Genomic DNA, 23,402 nt, shown 5'->3' on the forward strand with positions numbered 1-23,402 from the left:
AGGAATTTTTTATTTGTTAAATCGAAGAAAGAGTTGTAGGGGAATATTTAGAACATTCAATATGCGAAAATCTATTCTCTGATACCATTTCCCTACCTTAATTCTTCCATTCACTAATAGGTATATACTTGGAAGAGAGTGTAATCACATCAAATTGCCACTGATTTAATAACAACTTTGTATTCTTATATTCCAAATATTTTATCCACTCGTTGATGGCAACACCAGCAACAATTGAATTGGAGAAACCTACTGAGGGCGGAATAAAATCCCTTTGGTACTGATTCCTTTCGAACTTGTCGCCTTTCTGATATAAGTCTGTGAGATTCCACAGACTATTTGAATCAACAATTGGTCCGACAACTAAGGTAGATTCCCAATATCCCATCACCATATGGGCGATCCCAGAATCCTTCAATATTGTCCCAATACGAAGTTGAATTGCACCGTCTTCTCCGTCTGCGGTAACAAATATAAAATCACCACTGAACCTTTCCGTTTTTATATAGAGCTCAGCGCATTTTGGATAAATGGTAACTACCGTTTGTGGACTGATATCATTAATCAATTTTTTTAAGACATCAACTTTGTACTTACCAACATCAGAATCGCTAAGCCAAAACATCCTTTGAATGTTTGTTGCATCTACAATATCTGGATCCACTAAAGTTATTTGGTTAGGATTCAAAGCGGCTAAATCAAGAGCCAATCGAGCTCCTAAACCACCACAACCTAATATTATGATATGTGCATTTCTGACCTTTTCAAGTAAGGTTACAGGATATGCTGTAAATAAAGAGAAGTACGAAAGTGTCCTTGAAAATTTATTTGAAGACTCAACTTTCTCGTAGTTTACCAAACCTACAGAATTTAACCTTTCAAGGACAAATTCATTCTCAATATCCTGAACATCCATTATTGTTCTTGTCAAATCTATTTTAAATCGATTAGTTAATCCAAGTCTGTAGCCGTTACTCCGAGAATTTGAGATAGTTAAAAAGGGTTTAATCTGCATTCTAATTGACCACATCCATAAGCAACTTTGTGCCTTGAAGCTTTCTCATTGTATACACTGCTAATAGTAAGTATTGTTCATTTTGAATGAACAAGTTAAGTGACTCACTTAGTTTACTTCTGTCATTATCTGATAAAGTTCTATTCCCCCTCTGCAAGTAGTCTGAAACGGAATCAACAGTATTTTTTACATTTTTAGCTCTGTGTATATATGGTTTGAAAACTTGCAAACCCTCCATGTAGAGAGAACCTTGTAAATGGATGTTATTCCAATAAGTTAAATTCAATCGGCTTACATCGAACTCAAGTAAATTTGTTATTTTGTATTGCAGATCTTGAGGCGGGGTAATATCCTCTTTATAACAATATTCAAGTGATAAGAGATATCCTCCAGGCTTCAAAACACGCTCCATTTCTTTTACCGCCGACTCACGATCCTCAACGAAAGAAAGTGTCCCCCCTGATACAATTAAATCAAAAGTTTCATTACTGAAGGCAAGATTTTGAGCATCGTCTGTTTTAACCAAAACATTCTTGTTAACCAATAAACCACTTTCTTGCAAATCATTTATATACTCTTTTGCTACTTCTGTCATTTTTGGAGAAATGTCGATTCCTATAATACTTTGTGTTGGAAACATTTCCGCTAATGCCGCAAGTGAAGAACCTGTATTACTTCCTATTTCAAGTATTTTTGCATCGCTGGTTAATGGAGAAATTCCATGAAGTGATTGTCGCAATAAAGACAATCCTCCAGGAGAAGGATTACCTTGGCGAATTCTTGCTATGAAATCAACATAGTCACTTTGATACATGTGTTTGTCCCCCTTATATTTTCCTCGTTCTTATTAACAAGAATTCCCATCCCCTTTGGATTGTATACCTATTTGACCAAACCCCAGGCAGTAATAAAGACTTTCTTCATAAAAGCCCCTTGCCTTACACAGAAGTAAATTTCAACAACAATAAATAGTTGTATATCTTCCGAAAAAACATGTTTTCTCCACAGCTTTCTCTACTATAAAATTAATACATTCACTCAAATTTTATCTCTTCCTTGTTCTTTATTTCGGAAGCCGATTTATAACTTCCAGAAGCATTTATTTGTTCATATCTAATATCTTTTTTGTATTCTGTACTAAGCTCTTTTGCTGTCTTAAATAATCCTTTTGATTTTTCATACTCTTTATCCGTATAACAAATCAGTACAAAATAACCGAAATCAACATTTTCCACCAAAAGATACGTTGGTAACTGATAATTAATACCATCTTGATATCTTTGATGCTTACCAAGTTTTAATTCAATTAACGCCCTTTTATTTTTTCCAATAGAAAAGTAAAAATCAACAGATCCTCTTCCAAGATCTACTTCTTGATTTACTATTATGTCTGTATCCTTCAAGCATAACTTAGCGATTATTTGAAACAATCTTTGTACTTTCTTTTCGTTCACACCACCTTCAGAGGTATTTAGTAGCTCAAACCCTTTTTGGTGCTCAACAACATTTTTAAAATACTTCACCATTTCCATCACTGCTTCTTTGAATTCATTTACGCTATATTTCTTCACTTCGTCTAATGAATGAGAAACAAGTTTATCTCTAATTCTCCGATACTCTTCCTTTATATCCTGTGGCATAAGTTCTTCATAGTAGTCTAAATCAATGTTGAAAAACTTAGTCACTATTTGGGGCTGATTTTTGTAAATCTCAAATAACTCACCCACATCAAGAAAATCAATATCTTCAAATATGATACCAATCAAATCATAAGGTGTCTCAATTTCCCTAAGAATTCTCAAGGTACCTTCATCTAATCTCCTTACTGTATCATCAGTTAAATACTTGGTTACAATCTCACCTACATTGAAGCCATCATCAGATGAATCATAAACGAAATAGAGTATATTAAATAACACATACTCATAAAGTGGGTTTAAATTATGCGGAAACCGATCTCGTATATAACTATGGAGAGTTTTTAGATCTTGCATCGCTGAATGCTCGTCATCTTGCTTGTGTTCTGGGAAAACAGTAGCATATATGTCTTCGAATTCAAGATTCCCCCCAATCTCCATAAAATATGAATAGATATCATCAATTAAACTGTTAATAATTTTAATAGACTCTTTGGGGAACTCTTTATCAAAATTTATCATTGTTCTTGAGACTCCTTCTTAATAAATGTTCTTCTATCTCATTTCCTCTCCCCTGTACCTTCAACAGTTGGTAGCAGTAAAAACCCATTTTATTCAACGATTGATTAAAGGTAGCGACAACAAGTTAGGTTGTCGCTACCTCTCTTCACCATCAATAATAATTTGTTTCCCTGAAGGGGGCTGAGAAATCCCTTGAGTATGTAGCGATCGGTATTTTATAGCGATTAGATAAGATCCTTGAAAATACCTGAGTAAAACTGTCCCCCAAAAGCCTTGATTAATGCTTTAACACTGACGATTTTAAATGTCGGCTATTAGCTTTTAAGAAAAGAACTATTACTATTCAAGGTTCATAAAGAATTCGTTTAAGTCATCTTGAGCTCTCATCATTAACTGGGATACAGGTCCATTAGTTTTCCCTTTAAATTTGTTGATATAATTCTTAAATGACATTGATGGTTCACTTGTTGTTCTATATTTCTCAAGGAAATATCCAAATGGGGCGTTTGTTGAACATATAACTTCTAAAAATAATTCTAATTCTTCCACTGAAAACGAATAAAATCCGCCTGTTTTCAATTGATTAATTTGTTTAAACTTATTGAGGAATTCACTTCCATCAAAATTCGAATACGGAATATTATCCATAGTTACCGTTACATAATAGTATACTTTCTCATCATTCAACTGTTGGTTAACCTCATTTGAAACAATTAAATTCATTGCTTCTACAGCTTGCAAAAGAGGAGAAAATATGAGCTTATCCGTAGACTTTTTCACACTTTCCTTTTTAGAAAACCCTTTGTCTAAATCATATCTAACTCTAAAACTTTTAGCTTCAATTACCATTACAGTATCTTCATAAGTCAGATATATATCTGATGATAAATTATTAGTAGGACCATAATAAAACTCTGGAATTGATGAATATTTAAGCTCTGAAAGCTCGGGTACTTTTTGAACAATTTCAACGATGTATGCTTCAAACAGATATCCATAATTAGTTCTAAAATTTGCAATCTCATTTTTAGAATGTGAATCTTTGATTTTTACATATAGAGAATGAAATAGTGAATTTTGAAACAACTTTTTCTCTATTGGAATGTATGTGTCAGAATTAATTTTTAACAATGGCTTTTTTTCAAATAATTTAAAATCAAAGTTTGCATCTATATATTCATCAGCCCATTGTTTTCCTTCTTCTAAAGAAAAACTTAAACTTTCAAGTGTTTTATTAAACAGTTCTTTTGATTTAGGAGATTGAGGAGGAAGATCCTTAGGGTCGATTGACCAATTCTCAAATATTATTTCAGATTTATTCCAATCCTCGTTTAATTTTTTTGACAACCAAAATGACATTCCAGCCACCGCATAAATATATTCATTTAGATGAATACCATACTTTTCATTAAATCGGTTTCGTATTTGCTCTGTATACAATTGTAATTTCTCACTTTTAAATGAGTTCAATATAAATATATAATACGATCTAACATATTGATGAGCCGCAGAATCATAGTAATTTAATACAGAGTTTGAAGCTAAATATGGAATATATTCTTCTCCTTCATACTCCATGTATGATTCATGGATAATCGTCACCATTTTAATTAACTTTATAAAATTCTCACTAATACGCTGTTTATTCACAATAGAATTCTCGGTATGACTTTTCAGCAAATATTTCCATCCAATTAATAGTCCTTGCCGTGTAACAAGGTGTTCGTCTTTCAGTGTATAAACAGGGATCATCTCTGATTCACGAGAGGAATAGTAGAGTAATAAATTTTTTATTATATCATTATCAGGACTAAAGCTACTATTAGTATCAAGAAATCCAAATATGGATAGTATTCTTGCAAATCCAAGAGTATCAATATTACTTAGACAATCTTGCCATGCTGTTTCCATATCTATATCAAAGAAAACATTAGAAAACTCTGCATAAATATGTTGATTCATAGGTCCTCCACTTTTCTATTATCTCGTTAATATCAAATTAAGCGTGATAACTGTACTTAAAAAATATTGTTAAGCTCTTCTCTTATTTGTTGCACTGTATCCATATCACCAAATTGTAGATATAACTTCTCAGCCTCTAAAAGAGTAATTCGTTTTTCAGCTTTATTAAGTCCTTCTATTATGAACGCTTTGTTAAATAAGGCGATAGCCAATAAATGATACACGCTATCATCCTGGGCTCGATTAAGGTGTTCATTTATTTCAAAGATTACTTCATCAAACTCGATTTTTCCATCTTTTTCTTTGTCTATTTTGCATAAAATTGTTGCTTTAGATATTTTGACCTTGTAAAGCATAAAATAAATACCATTACTCTTATAAATTCTCATCATTCTATCGAGAATCTTTAACGAATGTTGATAATACTCCTCGAATCCACAATCCCCTAAATAACCATAAGAATTAGCAATAGCTCCTTGTGCAGAAAGGATAACATCGGTTAATTCTCCACCTGACTCCATACTTTGATTTATAATCTTATCTAATTTTTCCGATAAAGAGATAACTTCCTTTATTCGGTCTTGGTAAATACAAATCTGAAGTAAATGACCTGTTGTTCTTATTGTTTCTGATAAATTATAATTACTTTCGAAGTGCTCCAATATTTCCTTAAACAGCTTTTCAGCAAAGTTTAAATCACCTGACGACTCTAAGAGTGCAAACGCCAAATTCCCCTTACAATATGCCCTGTCATCTTCATCTTTTAATATACTCATCGCTTCTTCAGCACATGTGATAGCATTGGCATTATTAGAAACAAGTACATACATACCTGAAAGACACATTAGTATTTTCCCTTTAAATCCCACATCAATACATTCTCCATCAAGATCAAGCAATCTGATGGCATCTTCCAGATTGATTATTACATTATCAATTCTTTTTAAATAGTTACCTTCATTTGCTCTGGAATAATGAATGTTACTTTCCTTAATCAATTTACTAATGTACTTGTACGGCCGACTCATCTGAATCAACTTATTCAATTTCTCTTCCAAGGATTCATTGCCTGTTTGATATACATCGGTCGTTACATATTCTTCGAATAATTCAGGACAAAAGTGTGGATATTTGAGTAACTTTGTATGAACCCAGTTCAGATCGAAATATTCAACTTGAACGTCATAATTTTCCTTTGCCCATTTTACTACTCTTGATTCAAATTTTTTCAGATCTCCGTCTACACTAAAATGAGAAGGATCTAAGTTCATATTAAAAATAACAATAAACTTATTCAACTTTTTACCAAGTTCTGTTTGAGTCTTTTGCTTAGCATCTTTAATATTTTTTTTCAATGTTTCAATTTGACTATCATTAAAGCTACTCGTATATTTTTTAAATTGAAAACCAATCAATGAATTATCATCTACTATTTTGTATGCGTCTAAACCATTACCTTTACCATTAGCATCATTAACTCTTTTCGTTGAAAATTCCTCCACGCATAAATGGTTGCACAAATCTTCCCATTTCTTATTATCCAAAAAATCATTTAATTCCTTAGCAGTTGGTGTTCTTCTCATGTTTCTGTCTCCTTGTATCCAGCTATGAATTTTTTCAAGTTTAATCAAAATACCATAAGATACATAAAACTCCACAATTATTATTGATTCGACATATGGTACAAATGTCCTTCCAGAATATAGGTACAATATACTTATAACTTCCGAAAACGTTCCTTTTCGGAATATATAACACTTTGATCTCGATACTGAGTGAAGAACACCCAATCAAAGAAGAAAGACTGAATTTGTAGAAAAACAAAAAAGCCAAACGATTAACAGGAATCAAACACCTGAAATTCATCGACTTAGCAATTAACTCATTATTCTTGTGTAAATTTATGTAGAAGAAACCATCTAATTATAATTGGAATTAACTTTAACAGCCGATAATTGGTTCAAGAACATCCTCACATAAATGCTGTAGCCCTTCTAATTGTAAGCAATTAGAACGATGATTAAAGAATAATGTAAGGATTATGGTGAGTTTCTTGTTTGGAAGAATTAGCTCAGCAGTCTCATACGATTTTCCATTTCTCAAAGTCTTTTTCGTGAATGTTAAATTTTCATTTCTGAAAATAAATTCCAACAACTTCTTCTTGACGTTTATATCCCCTACACCGATTAGTGTTGAGAAAGGGAATGTCACAAATACTTTCCTAATAAGCTCAGCACGATTCCATAACATCTTGGAATACTCATCGAGTTCTTCTTTTGTCAATCTGCCATCGCTTAATTCAGTTATTTTTTTAAAATTCCTTTTAGCTAATTTGAAAGCTGATATGTACTTTTTTCTGTCGATTCCATCGTATGGCCAACAGCCCTCTTTGGGTCGAGGCAAGGGTCTCCAGTCCACTAATCCTACCTTAATTTTAGTCTTGTTTGAATATAAGTGTTTTTTTAACTCTTGTATTTGATTCCATTGATCATTGAGAAGGTTTTTCTTAAAATTAAACCAATTTTTATCCATTTGCTCGAAATGTAACAATATCCTCGCTTGGAATTCTAAGAATGGAGATGATGAACGTCGAGGTGGATCCTCAGATGGTAGCCCCTTCGCAATTCTTATTTCATTTGTTACCTTTCCCAGTTTTAAATACCCATCATGACTTGTTTCATCCCAATATCCAAGTCTCCAATCATTTTCAATCCACGTATTTGAATCATATCCGTAAAGCTGACACCTTCCTAAAACCGCTTCAATTGGATAGCCACCCAGTCCTTCTTCATTTCCAAAAAAGACTACTTCTGCTTCATTAAAATTCCCATACCCAAACCAAGGTACTAATCTTTCAATGTGATGAAGTTCCAATTTCACTATATGCCGCTCCTGTTCTTAAAAAATTTATAGCTACTGAACTACATTTCGACACAAAACCAAAATATCCCTCCTATGTTGGGAATGACCATCACTCCTACAAAACCGCATCTCTTTCACCGATTTTGTTTTGCGGAATAAAATAACTGTCACTAATCCCTTACCCCACAAAGCTTCACCACCAATTACGTGATGAAATTTTCTAACTCAAAACGCTGAGAAAAAGACTGGGATTGATCGGATGATTAGCAGATCAGTATTCAGTCGGTTTGAGAGTAGTTAATGAGAGATTGATGATAATTATTTATCGGATGTTATAAAATTTTTTAAGAAGTAAGAATAAGACAGAATGCAAGGGACAAAGCTCAAAATATCAAAACTATTGACGTCCTATCAGTGGCATCCTACATTCTCTAAGAATTCGTTCATATGTATATAGTCTGTCACTCTCTGATTGATCAATTAAAATCACTTCACAATATATGGAATGTAATTTAAAGTCATCAATAAGCTCTGACTCTATTTCCAAAAATTCTTTAATTAACGAATTAGCTTTCCTTTGCTTCTCTAATGTTGAGCCAATCAATTTTAATGCAGATGTTTGAATTGAACCATTATAATGGCACAGAATTCTTTCTCTTAACGTTTCTTTATTACCCTTGGCTGCTCCCACATATAGACACACATCCGAGTATTCTTGTGAATTGTATTCCGAATCTTGATTCCATTTGGGATTTATTTCAGGCAATAAAAACTTAATAGAATCCCCTTTAAATGTCTTTATGGAGTTATTCGATTCTGAATTCAACTGCATATATTTTTGATAAAGTGCTTTTCGCTTTATCCATAGAGCTTTAACATTATAAGGATTGCATGTTGCATACCACGTATAAAGCCCTTTTGCATCCTTATGTTCCTGAAATGCTTCTTGTATGCTCTCCCTCGATAAAACATCAACTCTGAAGGATGACTCCCTGAGTTTATTGTCTATTTTTCTAAGCTCAACTTTTAATTTATCTAATTCTAATTTTCCCAAAGTCATAAAATACCCCCCTGATGAAATCATCTCCCTTTATACAAGTCGTATTGTGCAACAATCATACCGTTCTTACAAATCATATTCGACGGGGTAGCTTTTAGACCATATAAAAATGATCCTAAGTCTTCTTTAATAATTCCTACTAAGTGAAATTCTCCATCATTTTTAAGTATAAACACTCCTCCTCCACTAAAACCACCAAGACGAATTCTTAATAATTCTTGATCATCTTCGCCAAATAATTTTACTACTTGATCCATATCTATTGGAATTGTTATTGAGATCTCGGAAGCATCTGAAACGGGACCTGAGTACGCTCCGAATCCCAACACTGATTCCTGCATATTATCATGCCGTAAGACTCCTGGATATCCAACCACTGTTACTACTTCACCAATTAATTCTGAAAAGTTTGAAGGCGGTCCACTTTGAGGCCGAAATGGTTCTTTATAACATGTGGCATTTATAGTTTTTAGATCATCATAGCTTAAACTAATAGTAGCCAGGTCGAGTGTTTCATTTACATCAATTAAAAGGGTTGCTAAATCTATCTGTAGATCGCCAACTTTGAATATACAGTTTTCATTATTAAAATAAAAATCGGTTACATGCTTATTAGTGACAAGAAAAAGACTTTCGTTTATATCCATAAGGACTCCAGATGCATTCTCTATTTTCCTTTTATCTTTATCTTCATAAATTATTACGATGGGGCATACATAAGCTTTCAGCAATGTCTGAAAGGCTGTGGCAACGAGGTCGCTATATTCTTCATTCGATTCATCTACTTGCCGTAATCTTTCTTTGAGAAAGCTTTTAATCTGAGTTACAGTTTCAGAATTCAAACCTTCTTTGTGTACACTTTCAAGTACTTTTATTAACTCTTGATCGTCCATAGTCGTCACACCGCCTATATAGTATATAGTTATATAACATTTCAAGTACATAATACGAATAACAGCCGCCGCGGGTTATGACTATTTTCAGATTGTTACAATTCATTCCTCACTGTCTGCAACCAAAGCCAACTCAAAAACGCTGGCTATTCGATGGAGATCACTTACATCAGTTCTTTCTTTAGTCTTTAATCCTGAAAGAGAATCTATCCGTTTCAAATCTCGCCCTATATTGTTACCTTTCGGAAAAATATCTTTTTGAATAATAATAGGAAAGTTCATTAATCTGTGAACAAAATGATTTAATTGAATGATAGTTTTTTCTAATGGCATTATGGTTAATAATCCTTAACAATCTTATTAATGTTCTTGTATGATTACATATATCAGTAATCATTTCGTATGGAAATGGATATTTTACAATGATCCCAGGTTTTAAATTCTGATCAAACTGATGAATTGTCATATCAATAACAGGATTTTGTAATTTTCCAATTGATCCATCTGTCTTATGTACAATTAACCAGTGATAACAATAATTCTGATCATTCAGATCTACTCTTATCTTTCGAATACAATACTCACTAAACAACTCCTTATTTTCATTCAAAAGAAAGAAATATGTAAGAACCGAAGAATAATTGCAAAAATTATTTGGATATTCAACACCTCTAAATTTTTTAGAAAGAATAAAAAGCTTCTCCTGAAGACTATCTAAATAAGATTGATAGTCCTCTAAGTTCTTTTTTATATTATCAGTATCTCCCAAGATATTAACCCCTCATATCTATCATTAATTTACAAATATTAGAATTCTTTAACGATTACCTAACATCATTGAGATTCTATCAAGAAATGAACAAAAAACTTTTTATATGTAATCATTTGAACAATATACATACTAATAGCACCGAAATGCATAAGCACTCGTCTATTGATGAAGAAAATAAATCAGAAAATATAAAATTCATGAGACAAGATCCTTTTAGTATTTTAAATTCGACAAAACAGTAATATTGTCCTGCACTGTTCAGTAGGAATATATGTTGAGTTACTACTTGGACTCACAACAAAAATAGAGCTGAACGTATTGTGAGATGAATTGAATACGCTTAGCTCTATTTTTTATTATTTTTACCGTCTATGGTAAAGTATTTAGTTCATGTTGATTTCGAAACTGCAATAAGACTTCAACATTGTCCTTCTTCTCTTCATTCAAAGTTCCCTTTTCAAGATTAAGCAAATATTCAACAATTTCCTGTGTAAGATTTAATCCATCAGCTTCAATGATATCCTTCGGTCTTAATATATTAGCCTTTAGTAGCATATCCACCGCTTTATTAATTAACATTGGTCTCGGAACGCTAAGAATATCATCCAGAGGTTCTTTCTTCCGCATATTTTTTTGATTCATTTGCTTCATAAGATAGGTGTACTGATTGTAGTTAATCGCTTCTAAGTGAAACGCTCTAACTATCATCGCTTGAATAGATACTTTCCATTTTTTCTTTAAGTCAATATAGAAGCTAAGATTATTGGGATAATGAAGATCTTTCAAAAATGCATTTTTTGGTAAAAGAAATGCTCCTGCAAATGAATCTGCTTGATGCTCAATTAATCGATGTTCCTCAAGATAGATGTCATTGTAGTCAGTGTTCCAATTATGAAGAAGCATGTGTCCTAATTCATGAGCTGTATCAAATTGTCTCCTACTTGCTGATTGCTTCCCGTCTCCAAGAATAATCACGTATCTCTCGCGATTATTAATCATTTGCCTTTGACTAAAAGCATCAATTTTATAAGTATCTGTTGCCAACGAAGTTATTACGAATCCATTTTTCTCTAACAAGAATACAATATTAGATATCGGGTCTTCGTTAACTCCCCAATATTTTCTTAATGAAAGTGCAATTTCTTCAATATCTTCACGTTCCAAAACACTGGGGTTATCTAATTTATTCTCAGGTAAGTTAATCAGGTCGCTGACATTAGGCAAGTTTATTAAAGGAAAATCAATGTACTTTTCAAGGTAATCACAAAGTTTAGAAAAGTATCTTGTTTTTTCAATTTGTGATAATCGTTCCTTTTTAGATGTTGATACTAACGATCTAAAAAAAGTGTTTCCAACCAGTATTTCCTCAAGGGTATCTGATTCATAGAAATACTCCCTTGGGAACTTAAGAACATACATTAACTTCATGAGTGTTTCTAAAGTAGGTTTAGTTTTACCATTCTCAAATTGTGAAATCGCCTGTTTAGATACACCCGAGAGTTCCGCCAACTCGGATATCGTAAATCCTAAGAATACTCTTGCTGATTTTAATCTGTCCTTGTTAAAGGTACTTACGATAGCCATAGCTAACTCCTTTCTCAGAATTTATTTTTCACTCATCTTGATCCTTGTGTATACTTTTAAGTTTGAGTAAGTTTTGAATTTCCTGATCCTGTTTTTGGTCTGAAAAATCTGAATAATTTGATTCAACTACAAAACCAACAGTATCATCTTCGTTGTTGTACCCAACAATGTAATGACTTAAGTCTTCTTCATAAATTGGGGTTAAAACAATATCTGGATGAAGAACCCTGCTCTTGGCTGAGATAACTTTTCCATGAACCACATTGTAGGTAATAAGTTGAACTACTTCTACGTCCATATTTTTCATTACAATATTAGCCTTATTTTGAATAAGGACATCTCTTGCTGAAACTATTTCCCCTTCAAACATTTCTAATTGACCTCTTATTGGAAGAGGTTCATTAATTAAGTATTTGTTTTTCATAGCATAAGCATACAAGTAATGAATACTTGTATTTTCATCATCAGCTCTATCAATTTGCTCCTGAAATGTGCTTTCTCTCAGGATTACATACAAGTGTTTGTTAAAAATTGAGTAAAGCCGTATATGCTCGTACCCATTTTCTCTATAAGTATCAATGATATACATATCTTTAAATACTTCATATACAAGTTGATTAACTTCATCGGAGTTGGAGTTTCTATACTTATTTTTGGTTATACTATTATCTGCATACTTTTTTTCACTGTTCACTCCAGTTCCGTTTACAAAACACTCAACCAATTTTCTCTTCTCATTAAAATCGTGCAAGGTAACAGTCTCCAAAAAACACCACTCCTCTCGTATATGTATATGATTTTACTATTTTACCTCATTTTTGTCCAGTAATTTACTTAAGACTCTGTAAAACTTCCGTGTCAAACTCAATATACACTGTTGAACTCAAACTCTTCTATTATGTGTTTCACGTTACTTACCCCTGCCTTAATCTTTATTTGGTTTAAAGTTAGTGATTCATCGTTCGACTTCAATTCCCCGATTGCCCACAATACTCTACGTTTTTGAAACGCTTCAGCATCTTCTACCACCTGCTCAAGAAAGGTTCGAGTACGTGGCATCTTCTTCAAATGCTTGGACATTAAACATTTCCTGCCCAGAATCTCCTGTATTCTTTTTAAAGTGATGCGGCGTGGCTTCCCTCCTTCACTCATCAACTGTTCTGCAATCCCAGTAACTTCTTCAAGAATTTCCATATCTCGCTTTTCCCAATCATGACGCGTAGCACCAGCCTTCGGTGGCAACTTTTCGGGCATGTGATCCATAAGAAATTCTCGGTCGTACAGATAGAGCCAAGCGTATACCTTGGGATTAAGCTTCCTCAACTTTAATCTCCCAAGTCCAGGATGCTGGCTTCGCATTTGCAACCACGCTTCTCGTCTTTCTCTTTTAGCTTGTCCTTTATGTTCTTCAGTCATTGTTTTCTTCATAATTTTTCTCTTTGGCAGAGATCCTTTACTCGCATGACCATCTAAAAAATCCGATGGTTCACTATTAAATAATTCGTCCAGTGTCAGTCCTAAAAATTGCATAACCAGTAGATGACGAACAGGATGGAATCCTTTCCGATGCTTCTGAAAGATTAGCTTCAGCCAACTACTTTCGCCATTTGCTGATGATTGGAGAATTTCCAGCAGTTCAACTCCATAAAAATCAACAAATTCTGCTCTCAATCGCTTATAATCAGTTCTTCCCTTATTAGAGGCATAGCCTTTCCGCATCAACAGATTTATATAGTGTTTATGAAACCATTCCATTGGACGATGAGGATATTTGAAATTGAGCAACTTCTCAATGTTGTTCACGATGCAACTGTATTGACTCAATAGTTCTTTGTCAGCAATTTCTTGAACAGAATGATCAGAGCAATTATCCTGTGTTGGAGCTATGAATGCATACTTCGTTCTTTCTCTCATCAAAACCGAGCTTTCAGAAAGCCATATGCCATGTTTGATGCAAATTCGAACGCCTGGAATTTGATGAATTCGCCTCCAATAGTATTCACCATGTTTCTCCATATCTAATTGATTGCACAATACACAGTATTGGAAATGAGCATGTGGCTTTATAGCTGACGACATCAAACCAATTGCATTATGCAGATCCCTCCCATGCTCATCAAGCATACTCACATATATGGCGTGCGCCTGCTCTTCATCCCGAAAAACGGTATAAAAAAGGTACATCGTATTCTGGACGATAAGCTGGTCGGATGATATCGTTGAACCAGCAGGCAAGTTGGTGACGATGTTACTAATACCTGGTTGCAATTCTACACCTGCTGTGAAGCTATCCATTCCGAATATATCCTTCAAGATAGCTCTGTGACTTATATTGCCACTTCGAATCCCAACTCTGGCAAGCAAACTATATAGCAGTTCATCCTCGTAAGGAATCGGGAATTGGAGCATCATCCGATTTCACTTCCAGCGTCTATTGAAAAGTCCGATGCAATATATCCAGCATCTTTAAGCACTTGATAGGCAGTGAGACCATTCTCCTTTCCTGCCTTAACCAACTTCCTCAAGTCGCGTTCATCTTCGATTTGCGGACGTGTTTTGCTTGTAGTTTGCTTATCTTCAATTAGTCCGAGATGAAACTTGTATGCTACTTGGACAACCTCTTGAACGCTTTGGACATGTGGCATTTCCGAGAGAATTTTGCTGACATTATGTTTGGCTTCTTTTTCTGGAACCCCTAATAGTGTTAATCGCACCACGGCGTCCTGTTTCAATCGCTCAGCATGCACCTGTTGTTCTTTTTGTGTTTTCTGAAAGGTTTGAAGCATACTGCCTAAATCCAACTTGGATTGTTCCGCCGCAATAAATCCATTAATAGGAGCAATGTTGATATCGCCAAACTTGGCAATCCCGTTCAGGTTGCCTGAGCGAAGAGCGTTCAACATCGGCTCAACTAATTTCAGGCTATCCTTAACGACACCTTTAATGATCTGTGGAGTTATCGTCTCCGTTCCTGATGTTATTGCTCGTATTTGAGAGAACATAAAAATCTTGACGGCAATGTCCGTTATTCCACAACTCGCTTCATATATGGCATCATTCAACTCAGTTGTTAATTCCATTGGATTTCGAACCCACTGATAGTCCCAAATTCCTTCGATGAAAAGCCTCCAACTCGGCTCTTCTTTCTTCATTGGTAGCCAGGCAACGTCACCCTGACCACTTCCGCGGCGTGCAATGCGAAAATTCGAAAAAAGAGCTTGGGCGGTGGGGGTTCCAATTAAAATTGTTGGGAGTCCAATTGAATTAGAGAGTGTGACGAAGAATGAGAGCATTTTCTCAGCACCTCCGCTTTTCGCCACAGACAAATTCTGAATTTCATCAACTACAAGAATACCTAAGTTACAGCTTCTGGATATTTGGGAAACAATCGGCATTAAGGAGGCGGCAGATAATTTTGTGTTCTTGCCAAAGCGATCCATATAATTTGTCCCGAGGAGCTGATCCAACTCTACAAAAAAGTTATTAATCAATCCTCTAATTGAGCCGTCTGGAGGGCATTCCAAACGCAGAAATACAACCTCATAGGCGCTTAATTGAACACCATTGTACTCCGAATGACTAATAATTTGTGGCATCGTAGAGAGGATGCGATTGATAGCCGTGCTCTTCCCCATACCACTTACGCCAACAATGGTCAGTCCCGAAGAAGAAGTTTGTATGTTTGGATGGATTTGCCCCCTTTGAATATCTGCATATCCTTGAACCATTTGGCTCGCGTAGTTAGGCTGTATAGGGTTTCGATTGACATAGCCCTGCCGAATCAGTCTCGATATTCGATTTTCAAGGTCAATGTGAAGAGGTATCACCTGAAAATAGCCAAGCAGTTGCTGGATCATGTGAAAGCGGTAATGACTGTCGGCATAGCGTTCTTCCTTATCAAAATGAGGGTAACTACTCAGGGATTGAACTACTTCTTCTTTAGACATGATAGAGGGCAGTGCCTCAATCATTGCGTTGTCTTTGTATTGACTCACGATTTGGGATGAATATTGAGCTACTTGTGCCAAAGCGCCGTTAGGAATATGTATCCATTCAGTCATGCTATTCCTCCCCTCGTTTCTTATTCAACAAATCGAAATCATTAAAATAGTCAATGTTGCCAGCGGAATCCACATTGTCTTTAGAATTCATTGATTTTCCGAACCCAAGCTGAGCGTGTATGGATTCCTCATTTCGCATGAGTTGCTTTTCAAAATTCCGATAGTCTTGAATTCCACGAAGTTTTTCAGCTTTTGTACCCGAGACATATTGCTCTTTCGTTTGCTTTTCCGCTTCCTGTACAATAGCCTCGATGTGTGTTATCAAGTCAATTTGAGGTTGTAGCTCTTTTTCTACATGTTGCGCCTTTTGCATCCGCTCAAACTCCTGCAAATACTCAATCTCCTCCTGCGTTCGACCGTTGTATTGATTGTACTGGCTCAGAAGATAGCATGGTTCAAACCCATTCTCGCCTACACCTCTCAAATATATTGTCCCTAAATTTCGTGGATCGTAGCTGACAGAAAGCTTCCAGGTTCCTACGCGTGCTTTCTCCATCCACCGCTCTTTCAGTGCCGTATGACTGCTATAAAACAAACTTTTAAATTTCAACCCTTGGTAAGTCACCAAGCATTCAGCGACTGGAAGCAGGTTTACTAAGACAACTGACTTCGAAACTTCTCTCAATTTTCCCGATCTATATTGCACACCCCATTGCCAGATTTTTGATGGGATGCTCTCTACATCATCGCTGATCATCATTTCCTCGCGAGGATAATTCGGCAGGTAGTGGTTGTTATGATAGAGCACGCATCGGATGATGATCTGGGTGAACTGGTATAAATCCAATTTTGCATCCAATCGATAATCGCGTGAGGAAGGACCCCTCTGCCTAAAATCAGGATTTATGACTCCAGGCAACATCATTTTTGTTAAATCATTTGTTGTTCTGAAATGTCGTTCAAGTATAGCTTTAAGATCACCTCTGTAGCTGGACGTATTCTCAACTTTGACGTGCAGATTGCTTATGAGTGTCTCCGCATCCTGCGTAAAGAGTTCTCCGCGATCCCCGAGAATGGTTTCAGGTAGGTGTTTTGCCTCCCATTCTTCAGGTCGAATATCGATCCCATACTGCTTGCAAAACTCCACTTTATCTTCACAACAGTTAGCGATTGCCATTGCCGCAGAGAGCCAGCTTGTTTCCAAAGTGACATGGATCGAAGTGATGCATCTGCTGAAGACATCCTGGGTGTATACAAGGTAGGGACGTCCGATTATCCAGTTCCTATTAATTCTTGAGACCAAATATACATCGAAAGCAGTCGCATCGAACAAGTAGCGTGACCCTGGTCCAATAGTTTCTGTAGTTGCACTCCCCAACACAGGACGATGAAGCAACTCATATTTTTTTGAACTGTAACGCGTTGAGACTTCCTTCTTTATGTTGTTTTCTTTCTGATAGAAGTATTTAAACTGTGCATATGTCGGCAATTCATTAGGACCTTGGATAATAGGCATCTTTACGCCATTCTCTATTTTATGATCCTGACTATAGAACTCCTGAATCATCTTTTGATAAGCAAACTTCAGCGGTGCTTTCTTCGAGGTATAATAATATTTTTTTAATGAGACTCGAAATATACGTTCAACCTCCTCGTCAACATTAATTCCCGTATCCTGGCTGTATTTTCGCGGTCTTCCCCGTTTGGCTTGACCTGAAGCTTTTGTCTTTCCCGCACCTCCTCTTTTGTCAAATCCAGGAGCTAAAGCGTATTTAACTCTTCCTTTGATCCAAAAAGATTTTAGATACCTTCCAATTGTTTTTGTGCTTAGTCCCGAACGATTTGATGCCTCCTGAATGAGCTGATTGCGAAGCTCTGGCTCAAATATGTCTGGCTCACGATCTACTAATTGTTTGATGCTCCCCCAAGCATCATCCATTTGAACCCTTGCCTTTGCAGATAAAAGCTCCTCGCATACGAGAGAGAACCACTGATCCTCGACCACATGAATCACTTCTTCCTGTATTCCTCTCTCAATATCCTCAATCAATCGTAGTTCAGGGAATCGATTCATGAAGATGTTAATGATATAACAATGGACTCGTCCAGCATCGATCCACAAGATTCTTTCGATTTGCCTTGGATCTCCTCCATATTGGAGCATCGTATTAACCGCTATCCTTGGCAAATGTATCACATCCTTTATAGTCAGCAATCTCGATGTATTCAGTAGATTGGTTAAGATCAATAGGCTTATCCATGTCCAGTTTGATTCTCTTTCTGGCAAGTAAATGTTTGAATAGTAGTAGCCCTTTACCTGGCTCTTCTGAGAATTGACTATCGAAGCGTTCGATTAAATTTTTTATCGATCCTCGCCCCCCGATTAACAGCTCCATTAATAATTGGCTTTCGCCTGCAATCTGATATTCCGAGTAGCTCCAGTCGCTTAGTCTTCTTGCGGCGTGCAACCATTCAATGTTCTTTGCCCGTACCGCATTAATTTCAGAGGAGCTGACCAGTGCCCAGGGAATACCTTTTTTGTACCAATATCGGCGAATGACCTCATAACGTTCAATGACTGAGTTTTTTTCAAAGTCTCTCGCCTCTTTAATGTTGCGTGCAAAATGTCGCTCTTGTCCCCGCTCGTCTTTCATCGTTAGTAAAAAGGTGCTCGTCAAAATATGTGGAGTACCCGTTTTGCGATCCATTAGCTTTTTGGCTAAGTCGTCATCGAGAATATCAGTCATCTCGTACAAATCCATTAGGGGATAATGCTCGCGGATGTCGATCGCATCTGACCACTCGCATAAATAGAAATAGCGCGTCTCATTATCGGATAGAAAATGATGCACCCTGCCCGTTTTCCAGCCCGAAACTCTGCTCACTCTTCCGCGGGATGCAATGCTATGGACATTTAGCCATGGCTGGTATTCTGCCCCACGCCCCTGACCTCTTCCTTCCTTAATGAATCGTTGTAATTTGGCATCAGAAGCATCGTAGTTAAATTTAGACATCAGATCTCTCCCCATTCTGCAATCTTAAAGAGATATGATAGGCGTCCGTCGCTTCAGCATGTTTTTGACCGTATGTGTAATTCGTCAGTATTACGCTGTTCAATGTATCTCCTGCAAGCATCTCCTCAACACTTTTGACATCCCACTGCTTCAAAGCTTTGTTTGAAATGAAGCCTTGAATAGCATCGTTTCTGAAATTGACGCTAAAGTTGTTACAATCGATGAATTCTATTTTAGCTCGAGAAGTGATGTCACCGTGGTAAAACTCAGCCAACTTTCCGATATTTTCATCGATAAATGCAATCGTTTTGATTGGTATATACATAGACGAGACCGTTAAATGTTTAAGTAGGTTCCGAAGCGATCCTAAGTCCAATAGAAAATCAAAGATGATCACAACATCTGTCTTATAATCTTCACCAAAATTGTATCTGACAACTTTGCAACTATACTCAATTTCCATTTTTCAACCTTCTTTCTTCTTATTTAAAGCATAAAAAAATGCATTGCCTATATGCGACAAGTCTCCTTTTTTTAAAGGAAACAGCATATAGGCAATGCATTTAAAGTTGGTGAAAGTGTTATTGGCAACATTATAACTCATAACGGGCTAATCAACAACCAACGATCTTCTCACACTTTTTGGTCAAAAGCACGATTATATGCAATGGAGAAATCTATCATATAGAGAGTTAAAATGAATGGGGAATGATTAAGTTCAAAAAAGTACAGGCAGGAAGTTAGGCAGTGAGATGTATACAAGGCAAAATAAAAAACAGGAGTGTGTTGACATGATTAAAGGCACATTAGGTTATATCTTAGGCATCGCATTTATAGGTTCGACTTTAGCGTTTGCTCTATCGATGCTATTAGACGTTTTGCTGTATGCAGCAGTTTGTGTAGTCATTCTTCTTCCGATTTGGGGATCTTTGCGTCACAGTAAGAATTGGACGCACGAGGGAGTTGGATTGAGGAAATGGCTGAGAGTAATTATGAAGGTTTTCAAAATGGGGAAGCCACGTTTAACATTTTATCTAATTGCGAGTATTGTTGTTGGATTGAGCTATGAGCAAATTGCAGTAACAGCAGGATATGTGGTCTGTGGGATATTGCTTATGCTGGTTTTGTGGGAGTCGTCTCGATATGCTCTGTCAAAAGTAAAAAAGGTCGAGATTATTTCATTTTCAAACGCAATGAAAAGTGTCTGGTAGTTTATAACGACGAGGGAGAGAGGATTAGATTGCCTCTCTTTTTTTGTCGTGGAAAAAGTGCGCCTTGAGTGAGTTTTTATTTTTTTTGTAAATAAATGGTTGCATATATAAAATGTCTTTAATTTATCAAGCTAAAATACAAATAACAGTGTTACGCTACTTCGCAATCTTCTATGTGTGCGTCCCTACGGACCCTTAGCGAAAAACGTGGTTTCAATATTCGCCTACGCGTAAACCTTGGTTTTTGTGTAATCTCCTCATTGGTGATAAGCTTAAAAAACTAAGCATCCCATCTCAGGGAAATATGCTTGATATAAGATTGCGTTCCTCCAAACATGGGATACACAACTTTAATGCGTTAAACCGATAACTATAGTTCGAATTATATGATTTTGCTATTGTTAAAATGGAATAGGATCGTCCTCCAAGTCAAATGATAGGTCTTCTGTTTCAACAATCGATTTCGAATTATCCGCTGAATTAACTTTCTTTGCAGGTATTCCGCCAAATAAACCTGATTCGCTTTGGCTTCTCCAAGTGCTTAATCACTTTTTCCTTTGTGAGCCCTCCAGTTCGATTTCATCGGATTTTATTTCAAAAGGGTTATAACTTGATTTACCAAGAATCTTTCCAATCCGATAATAAGCAGGAGTGCGGAAAACAACTCCAAATCCATCTCCATACTCTACATTCCTCTGGTTCATAAATAACCTCAAGGAAGTATGTTATGAATTTTTCCTTTTCGCATTCCTTTTCCAACGCTTGCTTTACTTCTAATGGAATGTGACCACGAAGATTCGAAATTAACCGCTGTAACTCCGTCAAGTCAAATCGACCAGAGAATCCTGTGACCGTGACTTCCCAATCTCCATCAGGAAACGGAATGTAATTGACTTCAATTAGTAATTGATCACCAATCAAGGCAATATCCCTCCATTCGTTAAATTGAAAATAGCATCTCACCTTCTGATGTAAAGCATTTCGTCTGATCAGGAAAAGGTAACTCTGAAAGAAGTAAAACCATCTCCTTAGCCGTCAACAGTTCAAAGCAATCTTTACAAACAAAAACTTCCTGATCATTAATAGCTTCTGGTGTCGGAAGCATGTCAATTGGAACTTTTCGTTCATCGAGCATCTCCTCCACGATTTCAGCTTTGTCACTTTCAACCCAGGTTAGAAAATAATGTTCTTGTGCCATTTCAAGCAACCATCCTTTCACAAATAAACATTGGTTTCCTTTTTTCTGAAAATCCATATTTCTTATGTGGAAAGTGCTTACTTTACAAAAGAAAAAGAACCAAGTATTCATGGCTCTTTCTCTTATATATTATTCTCGATCAGCAATTTCTTTGTATTTAGCAATAATATCAGGTCGATCCTTCAAGATGCCTTCAAAGTCCATTATATTATTGCCAATGTCTCCTACGTGTCACGATAATTATTGGGTATAATATATCTTTAACCATTATGTATACAACTGACCTTTTCTTCTGATATTTAGAAAATAATTAAGCCGCAGATTTGAGATCTGCGGCTTAATTTTCGTTCTGTCCAATATGGCTACGATACCAAATATGAGTAATGCTAAATGAAATTTAACACGTTTCTTTGTGAATCTCAAATTTTAGAACATGAGTTTATTTCTTGACTTTAGCCACACCTAATCTAATGAGATATATCACAAAATAACATATCATAACATTGAGTGTATAAAGCAGCATTTGAAAAGATACCTGTTTGCTGAGTATATCCCAACTAAACATGTCGAAACCAGTAGGCAAATTTGATCCATAAAAATAAAAGAACTTAATAGGAAAACCTAACTTATGCGTGAATCCATCGACAGTATTGTATATAGGCAACAGGATAGATAGTAACGGCAATATTAAACTGATTACCAAAGGCAAGATTACAGACTTGTTGACACTCCATTTTTTCTCAATGGTATTTTCTGATTTCAAATCACCACTCCTTTCTATTGAATAAAAAAAACAATTATATACAATTTATTGCCTAAGTATGGAAAAATAAATTGTATATGGTAAAATATATTCTATCACAAAGAAAGGAATGATAAAAATCAACAAAATTAAATTTGTTCCTGTCGTTCTTAGTTTTGTACTCTTATTAGCTTCTTTTCCATCAGCTCTATTTGCACAAGAGGATATCTTGAGTGATCCTCGATTGGACTCACTCTCGAAAAAGTATGGTGTGGAATTTGTCCCCATTGAGATCATCCAATCTCGTATTCAGTCAAATGACAATAACATACAACAAGATCCATCAAAAGCGTCTGAATTGGAGCCTTTAAAATTTAAAGATATGGATGAATATGAGCAATTTCTTGCTCAGTTGAGAGCTGATCTTGACAAGCATGAAGTTGCCGAATTCTCAATTGATCCTTCAAACCCTTCCCCTTCATCTGATCCGTCTCTGATAACAACGATGAATTCAGAGGACACATATATCATATCATGGGCTGCTCCTTTTACAGCTTGGGGATTAGCAGGTGCATTCGCCACCAAAAATATAACTATAAATTATAGTTATAAATATGTGAATAACTGGCCCCAATATACAGGTGTAAGCAGTATTAAGTCACACCTTGGAGGTCTTAACCTAATAGGTTGGGAGCAGACTGGTGGTAGTAAAACATACTCTCAAAAGTGCAGTCCTAAAGATACCGCTAACATCAAAGTAGTTGGATATTTTTTGTTGGGGGCTGAAATAAACGGATTTCCACTTGGTTCAAGGATGAATGATACATGGGAAGGTTCATTATCACTCCACCCACCTGCAACAGGCTGTTTCTGAGAAAAAATAAAATAAGAAAAAGAGGTGTCCAGTCATACGGACACCTCTTTTTCAT

The 23,402-nt window shown here is 35.8% G+C and carries 20 protein-coding genes; 2 read left to right on the forward strand and 18 right to left on the reverse strand.

The window, feature by feature from the left end:
- Window positions 1–97 precede the first annotated feature (97 nt).
- The 16 genes from J7E78_RS01255 to J7E78_RS01330 form a co-directional block, all read right to left on the reverse strand.
- On the reverse strand, window positions 98–1,015 hold the full coding sequence (locus J7E78_RS01255) for a ThiF family adenylyltransferase (RefSeq protein ID WP_215074566.1): 918 nt from the start codon (window positions 1,013–1,015) through the stop codon (window positions 98–100).
- Between the two features lies 1 nt (window position 1,016).
- Complete coding sequence (locus tag J7E78_RS01260; RefSeq protein ID WP_215074567.1) at window positions 1,017–1,829, reverse strand: class I SAM-dependent methyltransferase; 813 nt, start codon at window positions 1,827–1,829, stop codon at window positions 1,017–1,019.
- 220 nt (window positions 1,830–2,049) lie between these two features.
- A complete protein-coding gene (locus J7E78_RS01265; protein WP_215074568.1) occupies window positions 2,050–3,174 on the reverse strand; it encodes a hypothetical protein in 1,125 nt (374 codons plus the stop codon).
- A 339-nt stretch (window positions 3,175–3,513) separates the two neighbouring features.
- Complete coding sequence (locus J7E78_RS01270) at window positions 3,514–5,136, reverse strand: hypothetical protein (RefSeq protein WP_215074569.1); 1,623 nt, start codon at window positions 5,134–5,136, stop codon at window positions 3,514–3,516.
- Window positions 5,137–5,192: 56 nt separating this feature from the next.
- Entirely contained in the window at window positions 5,193–6,719 is a 1,527-nt protein-coding gene (locus J7E78_RS01275) for a hypothetical protein (RefSeq protein WP_215074570.1), read from the reverse strand.
- Window positions 6,720–7,077: 358 nt separating this feature from the next.
- Entirely contained in the window at window positions 7,078–8,016 is a 939-nt protein-coding gene (locus J7E78_RS01280) for a hypothetical protein (protein ID WP_215074571.1), read from the reverse strand.
- Between the two features lie 379 nt (window positions 8,017–8,395).
- Window positions 8,396–9,058 carry a hypothetical protein gene (locus J7E78_RS01285; RefSeq protein ID WP_215074572.1) on the reverse strand — a complete coding sequence of 221 codons (663 nt, stop codon included), beginning with the start codon at window positions 9,056–9,058 and terminating at the stop codon, window positions 8,396–8,398.
- 20 nt (window positions 9,059–9,078) lie between these two features.
- A complete protein-coding gene (locus J7E78_RS01290; RefSeq protein ID WP_215074573.1) occupies window positions 9,079–9,951 on the reverse strand; it encodes a S1 family peptidase in 873 nt (290 codons plus the stop codon).
- 102 nt (window positions 9,952–10,053) lie between these two features.
- Window positions 10,054–10,284: a hypothetical protein gene (locus J7E78_RS01295; RefSeq protein ID WP_215074574.1), complete on the reverse strand. Its 231-nt coding sequence runs from the start codon at window positions 10,282–10,284 to the stop codon at window positions 10,054–10,056.
- A gap of 808 nt (window positions 10,285–11,092) precedes the next feature.
- On the reverse strand, window positions 11,093–12,307 hold the full coding sequence (locus J7E78_RS01300) for a helix-turn-helix domain-containing protein (RefSeq protein ID WP_215074575.1): 1,215 nt from the start codon (window positions 12,305–12,307) through the stop codon (window positions 11,093–11,095).
- A gap of 28 nt (window positions 12,308–12,335) precedes the next feature.
- The gene (locus J7E78_RS01305) at window positions 12,336–13,073 is read right to left on the reverse strand and encodes a hypothetical protein (RefSeq protein ID WP_215074576.1); all 738 of its coding nucleotides are present in this window, start codon (window positions 13,071–13,073) and stop codon (window positions 12,336–12,338) included.
- Between the two features lie 98 nt (window positions 13,074–13,171).
- Window positions 13,172–14,719, reverse strand: coding sequence for a TnsD family Tn7-like transposition protein (locus J7E78_RS01310; RefSeq protein ID WP_215074577.1), 1,548 nt, complete (start codon window positions 14,717–14,719; stop codon window positions 13,172–13,174).
- A complete protein-coding gene (locus J7E78_RS01315; protein ID WP_091013378.1) occupies window positions 14,716–16,368 on the reverse strand; it encodes an ATP-binding protein in 1,653 nt (550 codons plus the stop codon). Before J7E78_RS01315 ends, J7E78_RS01310 begins: the two co-directional genes overlap by 4 nt.
- 1 nt (window position 16,369) lies before the next feature.
- Entirely contained in the window at window positions 16,370–18,496 is a 2,127-nt protein-coding gene (locus J7E78_RS01320) for a Mu transposase C-terminal domain-containing protein (protein ID WP_215074578.1), read from the reverse strand.
- Window positions 18,477–19,322, reverse strand: a complete 846-nt coding sequence (locus tag J7E78_RS01325; RefSeq protein WP_215074579.1) for a TnsA endonuclease C-terminal domain-containing protein — start codon at window positions 19,320–19,322, stop codon at window positions 18,477–18,479. Before J7E78_RS01325 ends, J7E78_RS01320 begins: the two co-directional genes overlap by 20 nt.
- Window positions 19,315–19,785 (reverse strand): hypothetical protein, encoded by a 471-nt coding sequence (locus J7E78_RS01330; RefSeq protein WP_215074580.1) that lies wholly within the window; start codon window positions 19,783–19,785, stop codon window positions 19,315–19,317. Before J7E78_RS01330 ends, J7E78_RS01325 begins: the two co-directional genes overlap by 8 nt.
- A gap of 328 nt (window positions 19,786–20,113) precedes the next feature.
- Between J7E78_RS01330 and J7E78_RS01335 the strand changes: the two genes are divergently transcribed.
- Window positions 20,114–20,533 carry a hypothetical protein gene (locus J7E78_RS01335; protein WP_215074581.1) on the forward strand — a complete coding sequence of 140 codons (420 nt, stop codon included), beginning with the start codon at window positions 20,114–20,116 and terminating at the stop codon, window positions 20,531–20,533.
- Between the two features lie 615 nt (window positions 20,534–21,148).
- On the opposite strand, the gene J7E78_RS01340 is transcribed toward J7E78_RS01335, so the two are convergent.
- Complete coding sequence (locus J7E78_RS01340; protein WP_215074582.1) at window positions 21,149–21,454, reverse strand: Vps53-like N-terminal domain-containing protein; 306 nt, start codon at window positions 21,452–21,454, stop codon at window positions 21,149–21,151.
- A gap of 19 nt (window positions 21,455–21,473) precedes the next feature.
- On the reverse strand, window positions 21,474–21,842 hold the full coding sequence (locus J7E78_RS01345) for a hypothetical protein (protein WP_215074583.1): 369 nt from the start codon (window positions 21,840–21,842) through the stop codon (window positions 21,474–21,476).
- Between the two features lie 761 nt (window positions 21,843–22,603).
- On the opposite strand from J7E78_RS01345, the gene J7E78_RS01350 reads away from it, so the two are divergent.
- Window positions 22,604–23,347: a hypothetical protein gene (locus J7E78_RS01350; RefSeq protein ID WP_215074584.1), complete on the forward strand. Its 744-nt coding sequence runs from the start codon at window positions 22,604–22,606 to the stop codon at window positions 23,345–23,347.
- Window positions 23,348–23,402: the final 55 nt, after the last annotated feature.

The sequence above is a fragment of the Paenibacillus polymyxa genome, assembly GCF_018614975.1.
In the GTDB taxonomy this organism is placed as follows: Bacteria; Bacillota; Bacilli; order Paenibacillales; family Paenibacillaceae; genus Paenibacillus; species Paenibacillus polymyxa_E.

Bases quoted from the DNA above. Each gene is read 5' to 3' on its own strand.
- J7E78_RS01315 (WP_091013378.1), bottom strand. From the start codon at position 16,368: ATGACTGAATGGATACATATTCCTAACGGCGCTTTGGCACAAGTAGCT.
- J7E78_RS01325 (WP_215074579.1), bottom strand. From the start codon at position 19,322: ATGTCTAAATTTAACTACGATGCTTCTGATGCCAAATTACAACGATTC.
- J7E78_RS01255 (WP_215074566.1), bottom strand. From the start codon at position 1,015: ATGCAGATTAAACCCTTTTTAACTATCTCAAATTCTCGGAGTAACGGC.
- J7E78_RS01285 (WP_215074572.1), bottom strand. From the start codon at position 9,058: ATGACTTTGGGAAAATTAGAATTAGATAAATTAAAAGTTGAGCTTAGA.
- J7E78_RS01350 (WP_215074584.1), top strand. From the start codon at position 22,604: ATGATAAAAATCAACAAAATTAAATTTGTTCCTGTCGTTCTTAGTTTT.
- J7E78_RS01335 (WP_215074581.1), top strand. From the start codon at position 20,114: ATGATTAAAGGCACATTAGGTTATATCTTAGGCATCGCATTTATAGGT.
- J7E78_RS01260 (WP_215074567.1), bottom strand. From the start codon at position 1,829: ATGTATCAAAGTGACTATGTTGATTTCATAGCAAGAATTCGCCAAGGT.
- J7E78_RS01295 (WP_215074574.1), bottom strand. From the start codon at position 10,284: ATGCCATTAGAAAAAACTATCATTCAATTAAATCATTTTGTTCACAGA.
- J7E78_RS01265 (WP_215074568.1), bottom strand. From the start codon at position 3,174: ATGATAAATTTTGATAAAGAGTTCCCCAAAGAGTCTATTAAAATTATT.
- J7E78_RS01310 (WP_215074577.1), bottom strand. From the start codon at position 14,719: ATGATGCTCCAATTCCCGATTCCTTACGAGGATGAACTGCTATATAGT.
- J7E78_RS01330 (WP_215074580.1), bottom strand. From the start codon at position 19,785: ATGGAAATTGAGTATAGTTGCAAAGTTGTCAGATACAATTTTGGTGAA.
- J7E78_RS01290 (WP_215074573.1), bottom strand. From the start codon at position 9,951: ATGGACGATCAAGAGTTAATAAAAGTACTTGAAAGTGTACACAAAGAA.
- J7E78_RS01345 (WP_215074583.1), bottom strand. From the start codon at position 21,842: ATGAATACTTGGTTCTTTTTCTTTTGTAAAGTAAGCACTTTCCACATA.
- J7E78_RS01270 (WP_215074569.1), bottom strand. From the start codon at position 5,136: ATGAATCAACATATTTATGCAGAGTTTTCTAATGTTTTCTTTGATATA.
- J7E78_RS01275 (WP_215074570.1), bottom strand. From the start codon at position 6,719: ATGAGAAGAACACCAACTGCTAAGGAATTAAATGATTTTTTGGATAAT.
- J7E78_RS01300 (WP_215074575.1), bottom strand. From the start codon at position 12,307: ATGGCTATCGTAAGTACCTTTAACAAGGACAGATTAAAATCAGCAAGA.